We start from the raw sequence: 20239 nt of genomic DNA, 5'->3' as shown, positions 1-20239 counted from the left end.
AAAAACAGCTAATGAATTATTTGAATCTACATTTATGTCCATATTATTACCTTGTAATAAAAATTAGTAAATATTATTTATAAACACTCCTAAAGAGTATATTTCCGGCTAAAATAGAAGAGTAAACCAAGCACAATTATGTTGATGAGTATCTAAAACAAAATACATAACCCTGATTATTATAATAAGATTATGTATCCTATTTCACATTTTAGAATACTCTTATTTTTTAAACCATAGAATTAAACCTACTAAAGTAAGCGCAGATATAATTGAACCAATTATGAAACTTAATGGGATTTCTAAATCTTTATCAACAACTGTTTTTGAATTAGTTTTATAAACTTTTGTATAAAGTGTTAATGTACTGATCACACAAATGGGGGCGTTTTTTTAAGATTATCCTTAATTTTATTTAAGATAATTGTTAATTTTGACTCATCAAAAAGATCCTGTTGTATAAATATCTTTTTATCTTCCTCATTTATGATTATTGATTCATTTGAATTAAGAAATGATTCAAATTTTTCTCGATAAGAAAGATTAGTAATTGCATTAAATTTATGATCTATGCAAACTCTATCATTTAAAACCCTATTTAACACTCGTTTGGAATCCATAACCCCTAAGTCTACTAAATCTCTTAGGACTAAATTCCATTCTCCTTGATTTCCTCTAGTTGCTAATGCACGTATTTTTTCAGCACACAATTCTTCAATACTTAATACTTTTGCTTTAACCTCATTAATTTCTGCGTATATATCTGGATAAAGCATTTCGAATGGATCTGAAGGAATTTGCTGAATTGTTTTAAAAGATTTTAATATGGGAGGATAACAAGGAACCCTATCAATTGCACTAATTGAAACTTTAACTTCTCTCTGTAAAGGCTTACTACCTTTATCTTTTATTTTTAAAATAAGTATTCTCCCTCCATCCCGATGCATATCTTCCGATTCAATATTTGTTATTTTAAACCCAAGTTCTTGTAAATACTTTTTTAAAGATTCTTTATATTCTTTATATTGTTTTTTTGGATTGTCTTTTCCAAAGTATGAAAAATCTAAATCATAACTAAAACGATATGGATAAAAATGAGCTTTTACAATCGCCGTACCTCCTTTTAGAATTAGAAAATCAAATTTTTCTTGCAGTCTTTTTAGGGTGATTGTTAGAATGAGGTCTACATAAATATTCTCATCTGTAAATGGCGGTTCTGTAGTAATACGCGAAGAAATATCCCTTAAAGAATCAAAATCAATCATTTTATTTCACCAATCACTGAAAACATCTTTATTGCTGATGCTTTTGGATAACATTTGACTATTGTTTTTTGTAATTTTTTTCTACTATACTTATTTTCCTTAAAAAGTTTTAAGATATATTCTTTTTTTATAGCCCCACTATTATATAAATATAAATAATCTGTTAAAGTTCTTTCCATACTGCTCAAAAAATATTCTAAATTTCCATACCTTATTTTAATCAACCCATATGTATTTACTACTGATATTTTAGTAAATACAATTTCTCCAAAAAACTTTGATTTTATTTTCATGCTGTATTTGTTGTTAATCACATAATATGCACTTGATGCCTGCTGAGTACCATTAAGATGGTGCAAGGCAGTAATCCTTCCAAAATACCAATTTTTTAAACTCTTGTTTAAAACAGCCACCAATACCTCAAATCTACTTAATTTATATGATTTGTATGCTCTTTCTTCTGGATCACAAACATAATAAATACCATCAAATAAGAGTAATGGTTTAATCCACCGCCCATTTATTAATCTTGAACGTATTTGTGAGTACCTTTTTTCAAATATTTTCTTTAAGTCGGAAACAGTACATATCTTACCAGATCTTTTTATCAAAATTTCTGTCATTTCTGCACTATTCATATTATTCACCAATTTGTTCATATTATATTTTCTAATATAAATAAAACGGTAATATTTATAATTATATCTATTTATTTCAAAAATTTACTTTAAAAATCCATTTTTTCATATCAGATTTTTTAATATAAATAGATTGGTTAAATTATAACAGTAAATTATATCAAATATGATAATAAATGAATTAAAGGAGATAAAAATGTACATAAATCATTTTCTTAAGATAAAAATCAGGTAAAGCAAAGTAATAATTGATATAATTGAGCCGATTATGAAACTTAAGGGGATTTCTAAATCTTTATCAACCTTTACAATAGTATTAGTTTTATAAACTTCAGTACAGCCATCTTTATGTGTTTTATTTAAATTATCTCTAATCCATTGATATTTATCTGGAAAATGAGCACAATCGTCTAATATTATGTATTGAATACCTTGTTCTTCTAAACAAGATATATTTTTATTTTTTAAACACACTTCTAGATTTGTTTGTAATTCATTTTTAGCACCATAATCTTGCTCATTTGAACCTGTAATTATGAATTTTTCAACTACTCTATTTATTGGATTTCCTATTCTCCCATCTAAACCTGCTGGTTTTGACCAATTATAAGTAAAATAAGTTCCCAAAGGCAAATACATTACATGTCCTGTTTCATCAATATTTTTCAAATATGTATTAAGCTCAGAATAACTTTCTGGGTAAGAAATTGGGTGTAATTGCCCCCATAAACCTATTTGTGGAAAATTGTAGATAATAATTAAACTAAGCATTATTAATACTAAAATAGGCCCAAAAGCTTTTCTTAGTTTTAAATTGTGTATCCTATCTTTATTTTCATCTATTATTGATTTTAATCCTTTAGCACCTAAAATAGCATAAGAGATTACTATTAATGAAACAAATTTATTTGAATCTCTAAACCCTTTGAAAAATGGAACATTATCAAAAAACCATTCAAAAATAGGCGCTGTGTATTGTGAAGCCATACCAACAGCAAAAATTAATCCTATAATAAATAATAAGATGAATAAAATATTTTCTGGTTTTTTTGGATCTGTTAAAAAACCTCTAATCATTAAAAATATAAAAATAATTAAAATCCCTAACCATACGGGTAATGGGAGAATGTTTTTTGCTAATATAATTGAATTTTCTCTCCATGAACCATACATCCCTGCTGTGTTTATTAAGGAATTAACTACTGATGTTTTAGGCGCGAAAAATAACATATCTGATTCATCTATTGCGCCAATAATTCCTGTATTTTGAGTTTGTAGTTGAGTAAAAATATATGGTAAAACCCAATATAAATTTATTAAAAATAAAATTCCTAAAACTTTAATTGTGTTTTTTAATATTGTAATTGAAGGTATTTGTTTGAATCTTTCTTTAAATAATAAAATAAGGATGTATAAAAACAATATTCCTAAATTAATTACAAAGAAATGCAATTGATGAACACTCGAAGCCATAAATCCAATTACAAGCCAAATCAAATTGTGATTATTAGGTTCCTTGAAATACTTAAACATATAATAAATGAAAATTGGCATAAGCAAAGTTGAAGCTACTACTCCCCACTGCCCCATCATTATGCGCTCATAAACAAACGGATTAAAAACTAAAAGAATACCAAAAAGCGCTGCAATTCCTAATTTGTCTCCTTCCTTGTAATTCTTGTAGAACCAGAATCCCCCCAGGATAAAGAGGAGCAGAAAATAAAGAGTGTTGGAATAGCCGGAGGAAAGGGAGGAAAAGAAACGTATTGGGAGATATATTATTGAACCTAAAGAAAGATTAAATGAATTAAGCCTTAGTGAGAGCTCCTTTAAAAAATCAAATGCTTGATTATGGCAAAAATCAAGATAACAAAACGCATTAGATGAAAAAACAAACGAATAAAGAGTAATAATACCTATAAGGAAAAAAGCAAGAAAGCCGAAATATTTTTTTAAGATCGAAAACATAGTAATCCCTTGAAAACCCGTATACTTCATAATCATATCACAACATTACCAAATTTAAAATATATTATTACAATCAAAAGTAATACAATAATAGTTAATATTACCCCAATATAAAAATAATCATTTAAAGAATACCAAATAGTAATTTTATCTCCTGGTTCTGCAGAAACCAAAAACTGATTTGTTAGGCTTCCATTTATTTTTTGTCCTTTTGATGCAACCCAAAATGGATCATTAATTTCTTTTAAGTCAATCAAATAAGACCCTTGATTATGAAAAACGATTTCATATTTGTTTTTGCCTGTGGTTTTAAGCTGGCAGTCCAAACATTCCCCCCCGTCGTCTTTAGTTACAACAACCTTTTTGCATTCGGTGAGATTATCGTTCTGGTAAAGTTCAAACCCGTTTTCAGAGTAAACATTTCTTAGATTCTGAGTCAGATAAGATGAATAACTCTGTTCTAAATTGAATTTGTTTTTCCGAGAGTTGTCAACAACCAAATCATTATGTAAGGCAATATACTTGATGTTAAGGTTTGATAACCTGTCTTGTACTAAAGAAGTATTTAACTCTCCAAATAAAGTACCTAGGTTTGAATTATCTAAGTTGTAGTTATAAGTTCGTATTTTTGAGATGGACAACCCAAAATTTAATCCAATCATATTATCCCCCGACCAAGTAGTCTGTAATGAGTTATATGACGGCAGCCAAATAATGCGACAAGCATCGTCATTAGAAATTTTTTGATTTAAGTTGTTTATCTCCTCAGGGATAGCAACTCCTGAAAAAACTTTAGTAAAAGCAGCAAAAGAAGGATATATATAAACTATACTGAGAAACAAAACAAACAAGAATAAGGCGTATTTCAATTTATTCAAGCGGATTGAAGAAAGAAGTATTATAAGAAATATTGAGAAGAAAAATGGGGAAAAAAGCATAAATTTAAGATTTGATCGAAAAATCCAACCTAAAGGCAGTGATATTAACATATAGTATACATCACCAAAAAGAGAACTAGAACCAAATGTAAAAATTAAAAAAACCAAAAATAATACAAAAAGAAGTTCTTTTTCTAAATTTCTTTTCCAAAATACAGAAGTGTATATTAAAATAAATAAAATTAATGAACAAAAAATCCAAAATGGATACCCTGAGTCCTTAGGATACTGGGCAAGGATGTAGATAGAATCCCGAACCCCCAAAAAAAGATGCAATATTTGATTATTACTAGTTGCCTGGAAAACATCTTCACTGATATTGTAGTATCCTTTAAATGATGGGTCTAAGCTGTTTGACGAGGCAAAATAAAAAGACAGAGGCACCAGAAAATACAGAAAAAGCAAAAGATAAATTATAATAAGGGCCATATTCGACAATATTAATTTTTGTATTTGAATTTTGTTAAACAAAAAGTGATAGAGAGAAAATAAGGGAAAAATAGATAAATAAACAAAAGTGATGAAAGGGTGTGTGGATGTAAAAAAGATTATTATAGGAAGGATAAGCAGGTATGATAATTTCCAATGTTTAAAAAAATTAATTGCGATTAAACAGTATAAAGGTAGGAATGCCAAGGCTAAAATAAATCCGACAGTATGTACAAAGATAAACATTATAGGGTTATACATAAAAAAAAGCGAACATAACACAACCACAATTAAATCAAAAATGTTCTGCGGGGAGTTAAACAATTTAGCTAAAAGAAAAAACATGAATAAGGTACCCAAAAAAAATGGCGAGACAACTAAAAATTTCAAGACAGTAACCAGATCTAAACCCAAGTTTAAAAGAAAAATAGGTATAATCCTGTTAGGTAAACGAAATATATTCTCTAAGGTGGGGCTGCTAGTGTATTCATTCCAAGCACTGAGATAATTGTCTAAAAACATATTTTCATTGACAAAAGGAAAATTAAAGTCTCTGTGAATTATTGGTTTATCGGAAAATAAAACAGGAGATAATAGAAAAAAATTAATCAAACATATTAGTATTACTCCAAATAACATAAACTTAGTTTTATTAAAAAATTGAAGGCCTTGTTTCTTATTTCCCATTTGCACCACTAATCTCCTTTTGCATTTTTGCAACATCAAGGTTCTTGTAGCTCGCGCCATTTAGATCATGCTCCTTGAGAAACTCGTCGCATTTGATTTCATAACTGATCCCGTAAAGGGGGACTTTCATCTGATGAGCAAAAAGGATGGAATGGTATCGCATGCCAATTACAAAATCAAGCTTTTTGAATGATTCCCTCCAGACAATCGGGTGAGTTTGATCCATTACTAAATAACTATCTTCCTTGATTCCGCTTTTGGTTATCATTGACTGGATGAGGGGTAGGTCACTTCTGGCAGAAACTTCGGAAACGGCAAATGGGTAGAAAACATAAAATGCAGGAGTTGATGATATTAGCTTGGCCATTTTGTCAATCAATGCCGCAGTTTCAGCTGTGGACTTGAGAGGTTTGATAGATATTCCTACAACCTTTTTCTTTTGCTTTTTGCGCGCATTACCAACCTTTTTAGAAAACAATTCAAGAGCAGAATTTACCAACAGCCTCTTGTCCGAAGTTACATAAAAGGACAAATCATCAACAACCTCTGCTTTCTTCTGCATTTTGTCATTCAAAACACACAGGGAAGACTTGTCCCTCAAAATAATAAAATCACAAAAATTGCAGGAAAAATTTATCAACGACTTTTCGAATTTCGGGGCAGTAGTATAAAATCCTATCCCAAAATATCCTGCTTTTTTCCCAAACAATTTTCCCACCAGTAATACGAAAGGTGAAAACCTGGCAAAGAAGCCTGTATACTTGCTGAACATTCCTCCCCCACCAACAACTATGGTGTCACAAGAAAGAAAATTGCCGAGGAGAGTTAAAGGATTGAAAATACCGGTTATAGTGACAGCTTCGGAACCGTGAATTTTTCTCACATTTTTAGGTATTCTTACTGGAACAACTATTTTTGCAGAAGGATTTAAAACTTTGATATTTTGGTAAAACGAAGTTAGTATCATTTCATCCCCTAAATTAATCTGCCCATAACTACCTATTATCATTATTTTTTTTGAATTTCTAAAAACTGTAAATGGATTGTTATGTAAACTTACCATTTTATACCTCTTTTTTTGCAATCATAAATACACTCCTCCCAAAAATTGGTTTCGGCAGAATTTTGTCTAAAAACTTTGCAAACTTAAGCGCAATGCCTTTTGAAAAAAATCCCTTTGCAAAAAATGTTGCAGGAAAACTAAAATAAACCCCCATTTCTTGTTTTGGGAAATTGGTATTGGAAAGCATTTTTTTAACCAGCACCGGATTTGATATTTTTATGCGCTTTGAATAATCAATAATTTTTGAATTAGAGAATATTGGAGAAAAAGATAAAGTTTTCAAAATAAAATTCGGGTACGGAAGCTCAAAAACAAAAACGCCATTTGATTTTAGAACCCTGCTGACTTCAGAAAAAACCTTTTTCACATTTGGAACGTATTTCAAGGCGCGGATAGTAACAACAAGATCAAAATACGCATCATCGAATGGAATATTTTCCATATTTGATTCTATTGTCTTAGAGCGCTTTCCAAACTTTTTCAAATTCTCTTTTGTTTGCTTGAGCATGTCTGGCGCAATATCTAAACTATACACAACCGCATTTGGGTATAATTCCAAAAGATAACGTGACCACCTGCCCGAACCACAGCCCATATCTAAAATTCGCTTTGGCTCTGAATTAGATTTTTTTAATAAAGAAAGAAGAATATCTTTCTCTTTTTTGTCAACATAACCCGCACCCGGAGTATTAACAAAAAATGTATCTTCGTATGTTTTTGCTTCTCCGTCAAATAGTTTCTTGTTTTTTTCAATGAGAATTGCGTCTTTAATTATTCTTGTGGGATTGAAAAAGCCTAATTTAAATGAAATAAATTCCAAAAATTTCAATTTCAACAATAGTACAACTGTGAATGGATCGTGTGCTAGTTCATTAAAATAAAATCTGATTCTCTCTTTCTTTTTGAATAACCCAGTTTTTGGATAACAGATTTGAAACAGGGGAAATTCCTGCCCTCTTTTAAACTTTTTAGTTAATTCATAAAAAAGAGAATATGGCTTGAAAATAGAAATATGTGAAGATATTACACCTAGTTTTGCATTAAATAATTTAAGTTTTATATTAATTGCTGCTTCATCCATCTCATTAAAATATTTGTCAAATCCCCCAATCTTTTTAAGAATTGCCGAAGTAAAAAAACGGGGGGTTGAAACAATCCTATGCTTATTGACAAGCTCTTTTTCCAATTTCATGCATCCATCAAAAAAGCCTTTGTTTGAATCCCAAACTTCTGGGATATCAACAGCATCAAACTTGTTTTTTCCTGCTGCATTAACACAATCAGAAATAAGGGAAGGAGAAAGAATCATATCATCATCAATAATAAGAATGTATTCCCCTTTGCTTTTTGATATTGCTAAATTTCTTGCTCCGGATTTGGATAATCCATGGGAATTTAAAACAACATGCCGAAAAGAATAAGCATTAAATGCATTCAAAAGTTCGCTAGGTATATTTGGGGAAGCAAAGATCAATTCAAAATTTTTATAAGATTGCTTTTCCAAACTATTCAAGACATATTTGATTGAAGAATCTAAATTTAAAGAAATTAAATTTACTGAAACTAATGGATTATCATTTTTCAATTAACTCACCTAAAAACGCTTTCTCGCTCTTCTCCCATTTAAATTCAAGCGCATAATCAATGCAGCGCTTGTTTATCTTGCTGCGCTGCGTATTGTCTAAGCTTAAAACTATTTTTAATGTTTCACTTAACCTTTTTATACTTTCCGCTTCGCGCTTGCTTTCTTTTACAAGCCACCCATTTACTTTATCTTGGATTGAATCGCGCAAGCCTTGAACATCATAGCCAACTGCTGACGTGCCAAGCGCATTTGCTTCAATCACAATCAAGCCCCAGCCTTCGCGCACTGATGGGACAATTATTGCATTGCATTTTGAAATCTCTTCATTGCGCTTTTCAAAAGTAAGGTAACCAGTGAAAATTACATTTTCTTCAAGGCTCTTTTCTTTAACAAGCGCTTTTATTTTTCTTACATAATTCTCTTTGCCGTTTCCACCGATTATTTTAAGTTTAACATCTGGAAAATATTTTTTTAATTCTGCTATTGCAAGAATAGCATGATCCACTCTTTTCATTGAAGTTAATCTACCTACAAAACAAAAAGTATTCTCTTCCTTTTCAACAGATTTTTTCAATGGTTCAACATCACAGCCATTATGTATTACAATTGTTTCTTTAACCCCAAAATCTTTCATATCTTGCGCAGTTGATTCTGAAACACAAATCATTTTTATATCTTTATAGGGTTTAAACAATAACGGCTCAATAAAATAACCCAAATGAGAAATTAAAGGAGGCATTTCATAAAACCAAACTTCTCGCGCTGTTTGATGAATAAAACCTATTTTCTTTTCTTTAACAAATAAAGGAGTAAAAAACGGAATAGTATTTATTTGATCAATAACAACATCAACTTTTCCTTTAAGGTGTTTTTTATAATAAAAAAAAACTTTTGGATAAACAGTTAATCTATTACCTAATCTAGTTATTTTGTATCCATTTCTCGAATCATTTTTTTTAGAATCTTTAAAACCAGAACAAACTAATTCTACTTCATGGCCTTTTTCAACAAGATAAGATAAATATTTATCTGTAACCCATTCAGCGCCTCCTGATTCTGGATGTTTTAAATCTTTCCAAGAAAACATAACAATTTTCATAAAGCGCACCTATTCATACCACTTCTTAAAATATTTTCTATACGCAATGGCGCAAGTGTCTACAAACATATGTCCCATTTGTTTAACATCAACTGTACTTTTTTCAGTATTATCCATCATTAAGGTTACTGGTATTTCATTAATTTTATAATTTTTTGAAGATACTGCTGTTAAAAGCTCACTATCAAATGCAAATCTATTAACACATAATTTTGGTAAAATAGTATCTAAAACTTCTTTTTTAAATATTTTAGCGCCGACTTGTGAATCTGAAATAGGTAATTTTAATAAATTATTAGAAAAAGAAAAATAACCTTTACTTAAAATTCCTCTATTTGGGTTTTCAACTTTACTTTTTGGATGATTTTTAGAACATATTACTGCATCACAAGAATTATTTTTAATTTTTAAAATTAAAGATTCTAGATTATCAATAGGTAAATCATTATCTGCGTCTAAAAAAGCAACATAAGAATATTTAGCTTTTTGAAATCCTTGTCTTAAAGCATATCCTTTTCCCATATTTTTTTCTAAATTTATCAATGTATATTCTGAAAAAGTAAAATTGGAAAGTTTTTGTAAAGTATCGTCTTTTGAACCATCATTAATAGCAATTATTTCAAATTGGTTTATCTGTTTATTATTTTTAAGAAAATTATACACATTTTCAATTCTCTGTTCTACAATTTTCCCTTTATTATAAGCAGGTATTATAACAGAAATATCAATCATGTTTCAAATTATAAAATAAATCTTTATAATTGTATGGAAACTAAAAAAATATAATATTCAAAATTGCTTTTTATTTATAAATCTTTCTACATTTAGGCAAATCCATTTACTCAAATGTTAACATTTAGGCAAATCAATTTACTCAAATGTTAGTTTATCAAATTATTCCATCATATAAAAGTGGAAAATAAATAATAATAAACAGCACTTTGCCAATATTCACCAATAGTTTAAAATATTATTGAATTTTAAACTCAACCAAATCAATTTAAAACCTTTCTATTCATATATAAATACAATTATGCGCCTAGTTTTAACTGAGGCAATAAAAGTGAAAAACATGACTGAAGAACCTCAAACCTACGAAGAAATTATGAAAAAACATAATATTGATTCTAAATTTTTACCAAATAATAATGCAAATCAGAACTCGAATAGTGTTAATCAAACACAAAGTTATACTCAAAATTATTTAAAAAACCAATTACCACAAGGAGTACAAATAGGTTCAGAAGATGATGCTGAATTATTAAAATTCATTGAAGAGAGCAAGCCTAAAATTTATATAGTTGGTGCAGGAGGAGGAGGATGCAATACTTTATCAAGAGTAGCAGAAATCGGAATCCAAGGAGTAAATTTAGTAGCTTCAAATACAGATGTTCAACATTTAGTTAAAACAAGAGCAAAAAGAAAGATTTTATTAGGTAAAAAACTAACACAAGGATTAGGTGCAGGAAGTAATCCAGAAGTTGGAGAAAATGCAGCAAAAGAATCTATGGATGAATTAAAAAAATCATTCGAAGATGCTAGTATGGTATTTCTAACATGTGGATTAGGTGGAGGTACAGGAACTGGAAGTCTACCAGTAATAGCACAAGCAGCAAAAGCAATGGGCGCTTTAACAGTAGCAGTTGTAACTTTACCTTTTACATCAGAAGGAAGAACAAGAATGCATAATGCATTACAAGGTTTAGAAAAACTACAAAAACAAGCAGATACAACAATTGTAATACCAAATGATAAATTATTAACAATAGCTCCAGATTTGCCTTTAAATACTGCATTTAAAGTATCAGACGAGGTATTAGCAGGAGCTGTTAAAGGAATAGCAGAATTAATAACAAAACCAGGAATGGTCAACTTAGATTTTGCTGATTTAAAAACAATATTAAAAGATGCAGGATGTGCAGTTATAGGTATTGGAGAAGCTTCAATTGAAGCTAAACCAGACCAAAGAGCAATGATTGCTATTGAAACAGCATTAAACTCACCATTATTAGATATAGACATTACAACTGCTGATAAAGCATTAATTAATGTAATTGGCGGGGAAGATATGTCTTTAAAAGAAGCTGAAATAATAATGAAAGAAGTATCAAATAGAATAAGCCCTTCTTCGCATATAATCTGGGGGGCTAGAATTGAAGATAATATTAAAAAATCAACATTAAGAGTATTAGTTGTTATTGCAGGCACAAAAATGCCTAAATATACATTAGAAAATTTAGAAAGAAAATCAGTTGAAGAAGAATTAGATTTAGATTTAGTAGGATGAGGATGATAAAATGGGATTTATAGATTTTATAAGACAATCAAGAAGGATATTTTATACTTTTTATAAACCAAAATATACTGAATTTAAACAAATAGCAGTAATTTCAGGAATTGGAATGATTTTAGTAGGAATTATTGGATTAATAATTTGGTTTATATTTCAGATAATACCATAGGTGAAATTTATGTTATATGCATCAAGAGTTACAACAGGACAAGAACATGTCGTTGCAGACATGCTAGTTAAAAAAATAAAAAAAGAAGCGCATTCAATCAAAAGTATAGCAGTATTTGATGATTTAAGAGGATATATAATTATAGAAGCTGAAAATGAAGCAGATATAAGAAAAGCTATTTTTGGATTACCACATATTAGGGGAGTTTTATCTAAAACAATTGGTATGAATGAAATTGATGGATTAATTGAAGCAGCTAAACCACCAATATTATCTATTAACAAAGATGATTTAGTTGAAGTTATAAGCGGTCCATTTAAAGGAGAAAAAGCAAAAGTAATGCGTGTAGATAAAAACAAAGAAGAATTAACAGTTGAATTAATAGAAGCAGCAGTACCTATTCCAGTTACAATTAAAGCAGACACAGTTAAAGTATTTAAAAAAGCTGATGAAGAATAATTACTTTTCTACTTCTCTTACAATTTTTTTCAAAGTATCTTCTAAATAAACTTGTCTAGGAATACCTGAAATACACTTATGCGGATCTTTAGAATCTAAAATATAATCATCATCAAACATTACTTCACTTACAGTAATTTTATCAAAACCTATTTTACGTGCTTTTTCAACATATTTATCTGGAAAAACAATATAATCTGAATAGCCAATAGATTCTTCTTTTGTTTTTAAATTTAGTAAAACAACAACTGCCTTATCTCTCCATTCATTATCTTCTTTAAAAATTCCATTTTCAATAGAGATAATTCTATCAAAAGTTTCTTCAACTTGTGGTTTTATATCTTCTATTCTTTGTCTTGCTCCTTGAATAGTTTGTTCATTCACTGGTTGTTCACCAACACTTGAATTAGCAGAAAAACCTATTATCTCAGTTTTAATTCCTATTGAAAAATATGCATTTTTAACTGCATTCAATTTAATTTTATTTTTTGAAGTAACCGCAATTTTCATTAGATATCTTATTAAAAGAAACTAATTTATTTCTTTCCAAATAAATAAAAACTATGAAGATTACTTTATGTTCAAGTTCTAGATTTTTTGATAGATTACCTGAAATTAAAAAAGAACTTGAAGAATTAAGATATGAAGTGTTTTTACCAAGTATGGTTGACTATCACCATTTAGAAGAAACAGCACTTACAAAAAAAATGTATGGATTAATAGAGGACCATTTTTCTAAAATTGATAAATCAGATGCGATATATATAGCTAATTTTGATAAAAATAATATTAAGGGATACATTGGCGGAAGCGCGTTTATGGAAATGGGTTTGGCTTTTTATAAAAAAATACCTATTTTCCTGTTAAATGAAATTCCAAAAGGATTAAATTATAGAGAAGAATTAATTGCCTTGCAACCAATTGTTATTGGAAAAGACTGGAAAAAATTAGATAAAATTCTTAAGAATAATTCAAATATTTAAATTTATTCCCTTAACCATTTTTCATATTGTTTATGATTACCTATAAAATAAATACGTACGAATTTTTCTTTTTCAAATATTTTATAAACAATCCTATATTGATTTACTTCATCAACTGAAAATTGCAATCCATAATGTAAATGTCTTGTTTTTTTCTTTTGTTTTAATTTTTTGATCTTTTTTGCAATTGGAATTCTTTGAGAATTATCCATTTTCGAATAATGCATATCCCAACCTAAAGCATATTTTATTTTATAAAATTCACTTTCCATTTGATTACCTTCAAAATAATTCAGGATATTTTTTTGCAACTTCTTCTTCTGTTTCTTCTTTTAATTTGCCTGCTTTTATTTGATTATCTATTGCTTCTAATTTATTTTTAAGAAATAATATTTCTTCATCATTTTTTAATAAGTTATATTTATCATTTAATTCTAATATTCCTAATCTAAGTGCTTCAGTCTTTGTTTTAGCAAGACCTTTTTCAATAGCATTTTCTATTATATCTTTAATATAACCTTCAAAATTTACTGTTATATGCATTTAATCACCTTCTTTGTTAATTTCTAAATTTATTGGGGTGTTTGCGGTTTATATACTTTTCGCTATGGTTTTTAATCATTTTTTACTCATTTTTCATAAATTGTTACTATTAAAAAAATAAAGAGTAGTAAAAATTACTTAATTTTCAACCTATTGTTTTTATTTTCTTATTTATGTCTTTTTAAATCATTAAAATAATCCCGAATAAAAACCAAAATATATATCCTTCTTTTATCTTTTATAATTAATTAAAATAAAAGGTTGATTAAATGAAAATAATAATATTAATCTTTTTCCATCTTCTCATTTGCTTCAAGAATAAGATGCTCAAAAATATCAATTACCTTGTTATACCCTTTATCTGAGTAAATTCTTTTCATTATTTCTGCGTCTTCTTTTAAGTCAGTTGCTTTCCACGCATTTCTGTTTTTACAAATTCCTCCAATATCAAAACGCACAAGTTCTCCACTATTGTTAAAAAGTTTATATATAATATCATATAACTCTTCATTACTCAAGCCATTTCCTTCATAACTTAGATAAACTGGAAGTACAGGTATACTATCAATTACATCCAAGTCAATAGTAAGTTGAATGTTTCCTTCAATTATTGGATTGTTTGGATCTAGGTAATCAAGTTTATTATAATCTAATGGAAGTTTATATATTTGGTCTTTATAATAATCAGGCAGGATAATCTTTCCTTTTCTTTTTTCTTTTATTATAGAAAAATAAAAGTGATTCCAACATTTAATCCCCTTTTCACAGTGATTCAACAAAGAATCTGTGTGCTGGTCAATATTAATTTTTGTAATTTCATCTTTATCAGGCCAATCAAAATAATACGATAACTGATGCTTGTTTCCATTTCCCCAAATAAGAATTGCTTTTCCTTTAATTTTCTTAATATCACTAACTTTAACTCCAATAAACTCAAATCCTTTCATTCTACTTCTTTCCCTTAATTTTTCAGCAGTGAACTCTGCATTTATATCCTTGTAAAAGTAAATTGTTTTCATTAAATCACTTTTTTATTTTCTTTATTAAAAATATAACTGCTATGATAAGAATTATTATCCCAGCCAAATAAAATAAGGTATAATCATCTGCGCTTTGTAAATTTCCAGCTTGAATTTGAATTGTTTGTGATTTATATCCTTTTCTAGATATTTCAATCTCTTTTATTCCTGGGGTGTCAAAAAACATAGTAATATATCCATTAATAGAAACATACTCATTTCCTTCATAAATAATTTTAATATCATTTATAACTCTATCATATTTATTTAAAGCATAAATTTGGAAAGTTTCTTGAACTTCAACATTAGAAGGATATTTAATCTCCATTTCTTCAATTAATGAAACCTGAGGAGTTTTAATTAACTGTCTTTTAATTGTATTTTCATATGGGTAGACTTTGCATAAAACTTCGAGCATTCCATCCTTTATAAAATACGGATCAATATACGCAGTCCAATTATCAACACCTTGTGCAATACTATTTATTTGGTTATCCTCGCCAATTAAAAATATTTCAACTTGTTTTACTGAATTATCTAAAGAATATACTTTTCCTTTTAACTCAAACTCAGAAGATCCAATTAATGAATTCTCATTTGGATATTCAAAAGTACAAACGTGATTAATATTATGGGATAATATATCTCTATCTAAAGTGCTATAAAATACAGTGTCATTAATAATCTTTAAATTTTCAGGCCAATTTGAAGTAAATAAAACAAATTTTTCTTCTCCTGTATTTTTATCTAAACCAAATATTTTATTATTTTTTGTTCCAACCAAAACAATATTTTCATTTATTTCTAATCTGGTTAAATCACCAATATATGTAGACCAGACTAAATTTCCAGTATCTGCATTTAACGCATAAACAGAATAATCATTTGATATAAAAAATACAGATTTATTATCACTTTCTATTTCTGTTATCCATCCCCCTGCTTTATAATTCCAAACTTCTTTTCCTTCAGTAAGTTCTAAAGTTTTAATTTTATTATCTGCAGTACTTACAAACAATCTTAAATCCCCTTTTTCAAAACTAATCACTTGTCCAATATCTGTTTCCCATAAAATATTTTTATTTACTTTATCCAATGCATATATTTTATTATTACAATTAAAATAAACAAAATATTCATCAATAATTGGTTTAGTTTTAATACAATTTATTTTTTTATCCCAAATTAAAGAAATATCTTTAGAAAAAATATAAACCCCATCCAAAGTTGTAAAATATATTTCCTCATCGTAAACAGAAGCACCATATATTTTTGATGAAAAACTATAAATCTTATTTAAAGTCCCATTTGAATAATAAAAATAAGCAGAAGTATCTCCATAAAAAACTATTAAATCATTAAAAATCAATATTTTTTCTGGTACAATAGAATGGCTTATTTTCCAATTTAAATTTCCTTTTTGTAAATCTATTGAAACCAAATCTCCATTTATACATCCTGCAAAAATAGAATTATTGTATATCTCAATATTAGTCTGGACTTTGGAATTCAAATTCAATTCCCAAGTATTTGCAAAAGAAAAACAAAATAAAATAAGAAAGATAAAAAATATTTTTTTCATTATTCTCCACCAAATAAAGAATTATGTTCTCCTTTATCTATCTCTTTAGTTATTTCTTTAGGACTCTTACCATTACAAGTAATACCTAAAGATAAACAACTTCCTAAAACTTCTTTAGTCATATCTTTTAAGCTCTTGCCTAAAATCCCTGTTTTTTTCTTTTTAGCGATACTCACAATTTTTTCTAAAGAAATATCACCTGCTATTTTATCTTTTTCTGTTCTTCCTTTTTTTAATCCTGCTTCTTTCTTAATCAATTCTGATGTTGGGGGAGAACCTATTTCTACTTCAACTTCTTTTGTATCTTTATCTACTATTACTTTTATTGGTATTTTCATTCCTTTAAAATCTTTGGTAGAATCATTTATTTTTTTAATGACCTCGGTTATATTTACGCCTAATGGAGCTAATGCTGGACCAAATGGTGGACCTGCTGTTGCTGAACCGCCTTCAATTAAAGCATTTATTGTTGTTTTATTCATTTATTTCACCTCTTATTTTTCCTCACTTTTTCTTTTAAATATATTGTTTGAATAGGATATGGAATCTCAATATTATTCTTTTTAAACTCTTTTAAAATATTTAATTTTAATTCGTCTTCAAAAGAAAATCTTTTTGTATAATCAATTACTCCATAAATTAATTTAAATTCTATTGCTGAATCTTTAAAATCGGAAAATTTAACAATTGGAACTGTATTGGAATCACCTGCATCTGTTGATTTTAAAGTATCTTTAACTGTTTTTTCTAAAACTTTCACTATTTTATCTGGATCAGAGTCATATGAAACTCCTATTTTTAATATTCTTGTTACTGTTTTATTAGGTTTAGAATAATTTACTAATGTTGTTTGACTTAATTTTGAATTTGGTAAAATAATTAAATTATTATCCCAAGACCTAATTTTAGTATTTCTCCAGCTTATTTCTTCAACATAACCTTCATAACCATCAAATGAGATATAATTTCCTTTTTCTATTGGTTTATCTGTTATCATATACATACCTGCAAAAAAATTAGATAACGTATCTTGTAGAGCTAAAGCAACAGCCAAACCACCTATTCCTAACCCTGCTAATAATGGGCCAATCTCAATTCCAATTAAATCCAAAACAATCATTATACCAATTGAATAAATTACTATAGAAGTCATTTTTTTAATAATCGGTATCATTTGATTATCAAATTTAGTTTTTGTTTTTGGTGCTACTTCATCTTTATACCAGCTAAGTACAGCCAATATTAAATTATTAACTAAATATGTAAATCCAAATATAAATAAGATAATAAAAATACTTTCTAAAGTTAAAATATGAGAATTTAATTCATATAATTTAAAAAATAATGCTTCTGGAAAAACTAAATAAACTGCAATTAATAATGCTATAATTATACTAAAAAATCTAAATGGTTTTATAATATTGGAAAATAATTTATCATCTAAAGTCATTTTAGTTTTTTCCGTTATGTGTACTGTCATCCTTTTAAAAATATAAATCAAAATATTCAAAACTACTAATAAAATTCCAAAGATTAGAATTAATAACCCAATATCAAATAAGGAGAAGGAACCTTCAGATGGAAAATTAAATCCCATTAATGAATTTAAAGTTAAAACTTCCATAATTTCACCAGTAATAAATATACTTTATGACGTAAGGTTTAAAATTGTGATTAGAACCTAAAAATGCCGGGGAAGGGATTTTCAATACTAAGTTTCTTTTCTTTGGTACAGATTTCTTTTCTTTTTAAAGAAAAGAAAGGTGTTTGAACCCTCGTAGGCACTAAGCCACAGGATTTTGAGTCCCGCGCGTTTGACCGCTCCGCCACCCCGACGAAGATCATTACAAACAAAAAATTTACCTCTATAAAAATATTTTATTACAATTAATTTAAAAGAGTATTTATAACTAAATGAATAATGGATGACTCATTAATAATAGTTGACAGAAAAAATGAAATTATGGGGTGGGGCGGAAAATCTGAGATCGAACTATTAGATATGTCATTCAGATGCGTTCATATTTTAGTTTTTTTACCAGATAAAAGAATTGTACTCCCAAGATTTTCAATGAATAAAGTGAAATTTCCTAATATGATTCATTCTTCTGCTACTGGATATGTTAAAAGATATGAAGAATACACAGATGCAGCTAAAAGGGCGCTATGGGAATGCTTAGGTATTAAAAAAGAAGAATTAAAGGAAGTTGGCAGTTTTAAAATTGAATATAAAAAATGTTTAGTTTTTCATAAAGTATACACAACAGAGATAAAAAATGAAAAAGAAATTACTTTAAATCCATTGGAATTCCAAAATTATGAAAAAAAAGATATTGAATCTATAATCGAAGACTTAGAAAAAAATAGACATAAATATACAAATTCTTTTTTAAAATCTTTTGAATTTATAAAAAAAGAAAAAAAGAAATTATTTATTTTTAATAATTTCAAATAAATTATCAATTTGTTTAAAATTTTTAGATAATTTTGAATTACTTTCTTTAACTAAATATTGTAAATATTTTTCACTTATTAAAATTTTTTTATCAAATATAGGCAGAGAAAAAGAATTAGTACCAAAAACTTCTATAAAAGGAAAATTTTTTATTATCCATATCCCCCCTCTTTTCAAATGTGCTTCTCTGCATATTTTTAAAAAATTATTAGCAGATTCTAAATCTTTTGTGAAAATATGTAATATAAACGGTTCACAATTAAACCATATTTTTTTATCCCCCTTATACTCTTTAATGCTTTTTTTTACTTCATCAAAAGTTACCAATCTATGCCATTTCATATAAAAATTTGCATCTTTTTTATTTTTATCTATCTCTAATAAAGACAGTCTGCCATAACAAGATGAAGAAGTAACATAATCTTCTTTTGAATTAATTTCATTTAATAAATCTAAAATATCTAAATCGACCTTATCTTTTTCTAAATGATCTTGTAAATAATTTAATTTATCTTTCTTAAATTCCTTCCATTCCATATTAGATACTTTTAATTAAATACTTATATAAATATTAATAAATAAATAAAACATGGTGAAGATATGAAACAATTTATTAAAGATTTAAAAATAGGAGAAAAAGTTGACTCTTTGTTTTCTGTTAAATATAAACATCCAATTAAAGAATATACAAATGGATTAATGTTTCTAATGGGTGTTGCTGATAAAACTGGAGAAATCGAAGTTACATATTGGGGAAATTTTGATAAAACAATTGCAGAAAAAATTCACAAAAGTTTTTCTGAAAATGATGTAATAAGAATAAAGGGGAATGTTGGAGAATATAAAAAAAAGACTAAAATAGATGTTAATGAACCAGAAGGAAAAATAGAAATAACTAAAGAATATGATTTAGAAGATTTTATACCAATAACAGATAAAAATATTGAAGAAATGTATGAAGAATTAAAAAAATATATTAACAGCATAAATGATAAAAATCTAAAATCTTTATTAAATCAATTTTTTGAAGATGAAACATTTATTAAAATTTTTAAAAAATGCCC

The 20239-nt window shown here is 27.6% G+C and carries 24 protein-coding genes and 1 tRNA gene; 7 read left to right on the top strand and 18 right to left on the bottom strand.

Annotated elements, in window-relative coordinates:
• Nucleotides 1–222: 222 nt before the first annotated feature.
• From WC356_05245 to WC356_05225, 5 genes are all read right to left on the bottom strand, one after another.
• Nucleotides 223–375, bottom strand: a complete 153-nt coding sequence (locus WC356_05245; protein MFA5382551.1) for a hypothetical protein — start codon at nt 373–375, stop codon at nt 223–225.
• Nucleotides 372–1265, bottom strand: a complete 894-nt coding sequence (locus WC356_05240; protein MFA5382550.1) for a nucleotidyl transferase AbiEii/AbiGii toxin family protein — start codon at nt 1263–1265, stop codon at nt 372–374. The genes WC356_05245 and WC356_05240 overlap by 4 nt, the downstream gene beginning before the upstream one ends.
• Nucleotides 1262–1903: a hypothetical protein gene (locus tag WC356_05235; GenBank protein MFA5382549.1), complete on the bottom strand. Its 642-nt coding sequence runs from the start codon at nt 1901–1903 to the stop codon at nt 1262–1264. The genes WC356_05240 and WC356_05235 overlap by 4 nt, the downstream gene beginning before the upstream one ends.
• 207 nt (nt 1904–2110) lie before the next feature.
• The gene (locus WC356_05230) at nt 2111–3901 is read right to left on the bottom strand and encodes a hypothetical protein (GenBank protein MFA5382548.1); all 1791 of its coding nucleotides are present in this window, start codon (nt 3899–3901) and stop codon (nt 2111–2113) included.
• Between the two features lie 2 nt (nt 3902–3903).
• Entirely contained in the window at nt 3904–4713 is an 810-nt protein-coding gene (locus WC356_05225; protein ID MFA5382547.1) for a hypothetical protein, read from the bottom strand.
• A gap of 628 nt (nt 4714–5341) precedes the next feature.
• On the opposite strand from WC356_05225, the gene WC356_05220 reads away from it, so the two are divergent.
• Nucleotides 5342–5746, top strand: coding sequence for a hypothetical protein (locus WC356_05220; protein MFA5382546.1), 405 nt, complete (start codon nt 5342–5344; stop codon nt 5744–5746).
• 168 nt (nt 5747–5914) lie between these two features.
• On the opposite strand, the gene WC356_05215 is transcribed toward WC356_05220, so the two are convergent.
• From WC356_05215 to WC356_05200, 4 genes are read right to left on the bottom strand one after another with little or no spacing between them, the layout of a single operon-like run.
• Entirely contained in the window at nt 5915–6988 is a 1074-nt protein-coding gene (locus WC356_05215; GenBank protein ID MFA5382545.1) for a polysaccharide pyruvyl transferase family protein, read from the bottom strand.
• Between the two features lies 1 nt (nt 6989).
• Nucleotides 6990–8573: a methyltransferase domain-containing protein gene (locus tag WC356_05210; GenBank protein ID MFA5382544.1), complete on the bottom strand. Its 1584-nt coding sequence runs from the start codon at nt 8571–8573 to the stop codon at nt 6990–6992.
• Nucleotides 8563–9672, bottom strand: a complete 1110-nt coding sequence (locus tag WC356_05205) for a glycosyltransferase family 4 protein (GenBank protein MFA5382543.1) — start codon at nt 9670–9672, stop codon at nt 8563–8565. Before WC356_05205 ends, WC356_05210 begins: the two co-directional genes overlap by 11 nt.
• 9 nt (nt 9673–9681) lie before the next feature.
• Nucleotides 9682–10404, bottom strand: coding sequence for a glycosyltransferase (locus tag WC356_05200; GenBank protein MFA5382542.1), 723 nt, complete (start codon nt 10402–10404; stop codon nt 9682–9684).
• 340 nt (nt 10405–10744) lie between these two features.
• Between WC356_05200 and ftsZ the strand changes: the two genes are divergently transcribed.
• The 3 genes from ftsZ to WC356_05185 are packed head-to-tail and all read left to right on the top strand — an operon-like array spanning nt 10745 to nt 12593.
• A complete protein-coding gene (gene ftsZ / locus WC356_05195; GenBank protein ID MFA5382541.1) occupies nt 10745–11959 on the top strand; it encodes a cell division protein FtsZ in 1215 nt (404 codons plus the stop codon).
• Nucleotides 11960–11969: 10 nt separating this feature from the next.
• Nucleotides 11970–12134, top strand: coding sequence for a protein translocase SEC61 complex subunit gamma (locus tag WC356_05190; protein MFA5382540.1), 165 nt, complete (start codon nt 11970–11972; stop codon nt 12132–12134).
• Between the two features lie 9 nt (nt 12135–12143).
• Nucleotides 12144–12593 (top strand): transcription elongation factor Spt5, encoded by a 450-nt coding sequence (locus WC356_05185; GenBank protein ID MFA5382539.1) that lies wholly within the window; start codon nt 12144–12146, stop codon nt 12591–12593.
• Here WC356_05185 and WC356_05180 read toward each other — a convergent pair whose 3' ends face one another.
• Nucleotides 12594–13103 carry a DUF84 family protein gene (locus WC356_05180; protein MFA5382538.1) on the bottom strand — a complete coding sequence of 170 codons (510 nt, stop codon included), beginning with the start codon at nt 13101–13103 and terminating at the stop codon, nt 12594–12596.
• 53 nt (nt 13104–13156) lie between these two features.
• On the opposite strand from WC356_05180, the gene WC356_05175 reads away from it, so the two are divergent.
• A complete protein-coding gene (locus tag WC356_05175; protein MFA5382537.1) occupies nt 13157–13576 on the top strand; it encodes a hypothetical protein in 420 nt (139 codons plus the stop codon).
• Between the two features lie 2 nt (nt 13577–13578).
• Here WC356_05175 and WC356_05170 read toward each other — a convergent pair whose 3' ends face one another.
• The 7 genes from WC356_05170 to WC356_05140 form a co-directional block, all read right to left on the bottom strand.
• Nucleotides 13579–13848 carry a hypothetical protein gene (locus WC356_05170; GenBank protein ID MFA5382536.1) on the bottom strand — a complete coding sequence of 90 codons (270 nt, stop codon included), beginning with the start codon at nt 13846–13848 and terminating at the stop codon, nt 13579–13581.
• Between the two features lie 10 nt (nt 13849–13858).
• Nucleotides 13859–14119, bottom strand: coding sequence for a hypothetical protein (locus WC356_05165; protein MFA5382535.1), 261 nt, complete (start codon nt 14117–14119; stop codon nt 13859–13861).
• Nucleotides 14120–14403: 284 nt separating this feature from the next.
• Complete coding sequence (locus WC356_05160; GenBank protein MFA5382534.1) at nt 14404–15138, bottom strand: hypothetical protein; 735 nt, start codon at nt 15136–15138, stop codon at nt 14404–14406.
• A gap of 4 nt (nt 15139–15142) precedes the next feature.
• Nucleotides 15143–16720 carry a PQQ-binding-like beta-propeller repeat protein gene (locus WC356_05155; GenBank protein ID MFA5382533.1) on the bottom strand — a complete coding sequence of 526 codons (1578 nt, stop codon included), beginning with the start codon at nt 16718–16720 and terminating at the stop codon, nt 15143–15145.
• Complete coding sequence (locus WC356_05150) at nt 16720–17202, bottom strand: 50S ribosomal protein L11 (GenBank protein ID MFA5382532.1); 483 nt, start codon at nt 17200–17202, stop codon at nt 16720–16722. The genes WC356_05155 and WC356_05150 overlap by 1 nt, the downstream gene beginning before the upstream one ends.
• 5 nt (nt 17203–17207) lie before the next feature.
• Nucleotides 17208–18344, bottom strand: a complete 1137-nt coding sequence (locus tag WC356_05145) for a mechanosensitive ion channel family protein (GenBank protein ID MFA5382531.1) — start codon at nt 18342–18344, stop codon at nt 17208–17210.
• A gap of 64 nt (nt 18345–18408) precedes the next feature.
• Nucleotides 18409–18556 (bottom strand) — tRNA-Leu (locus tag WC356_05140).
• Between the two features lie 85 nt (nt 18557–18641).
• Here WC356_05140 and WC356_05135 point away from each other — a divergent pair.
• Nucleotides 18642–19175 carry an NUDIX domain-containing protein gene (locus tag WC356_05135; GenBank protein MFA5382530.1) on the top strand — a complete coding sequence of 178 codons (534 nt, stop codon included), beginning with the start codon at nt 18642–18644 and terminating at the stop codon, nt 19173–19175.
• On the opposite strand, the gene WC356_05130 is transcribed toward WC356_05135, so the two are convergent.
• Nucleotides 19149–19712: a hypothetical protein gene (locus WC356_05130; protein MFA5382529.1), complete on the bottom strand. Its 564-nt coding sequence runs from the start codon at nt 19710–19712 to the stop codon at nt 19149–19151. The two genes, WC356_05135 and WC356_05130, sit on opposite strands and share 27 nt — an antisense overlap.
• Before the next feature lie 63 nt (nt 19713–19775).
• Between WC356_05130 and WC356_05125 the strand changes: the two genes are divergently transcribed.
• Nucleotides 19776–20239: OB-fold nucleic acid binding domain-containing protein (locus tag WC356_05125; protein MFA5382528.1), on the top strand; the 464-nt coding region annotated here is incomplete at its 3' end.

This window comes from Candidatus Micrarchaeia archaeon, assembly GCA_041653315.1.
Classification (GTDB): Archaea; Micrarchaeota; Micrarchaeia; order Anstonellales; family JAHKLY01; genus JAHKLY01.
Note: the sequence above shows the minus strand (reverse complement) of the source record. Positions and strands in the feature narration are given on the sequence as shown.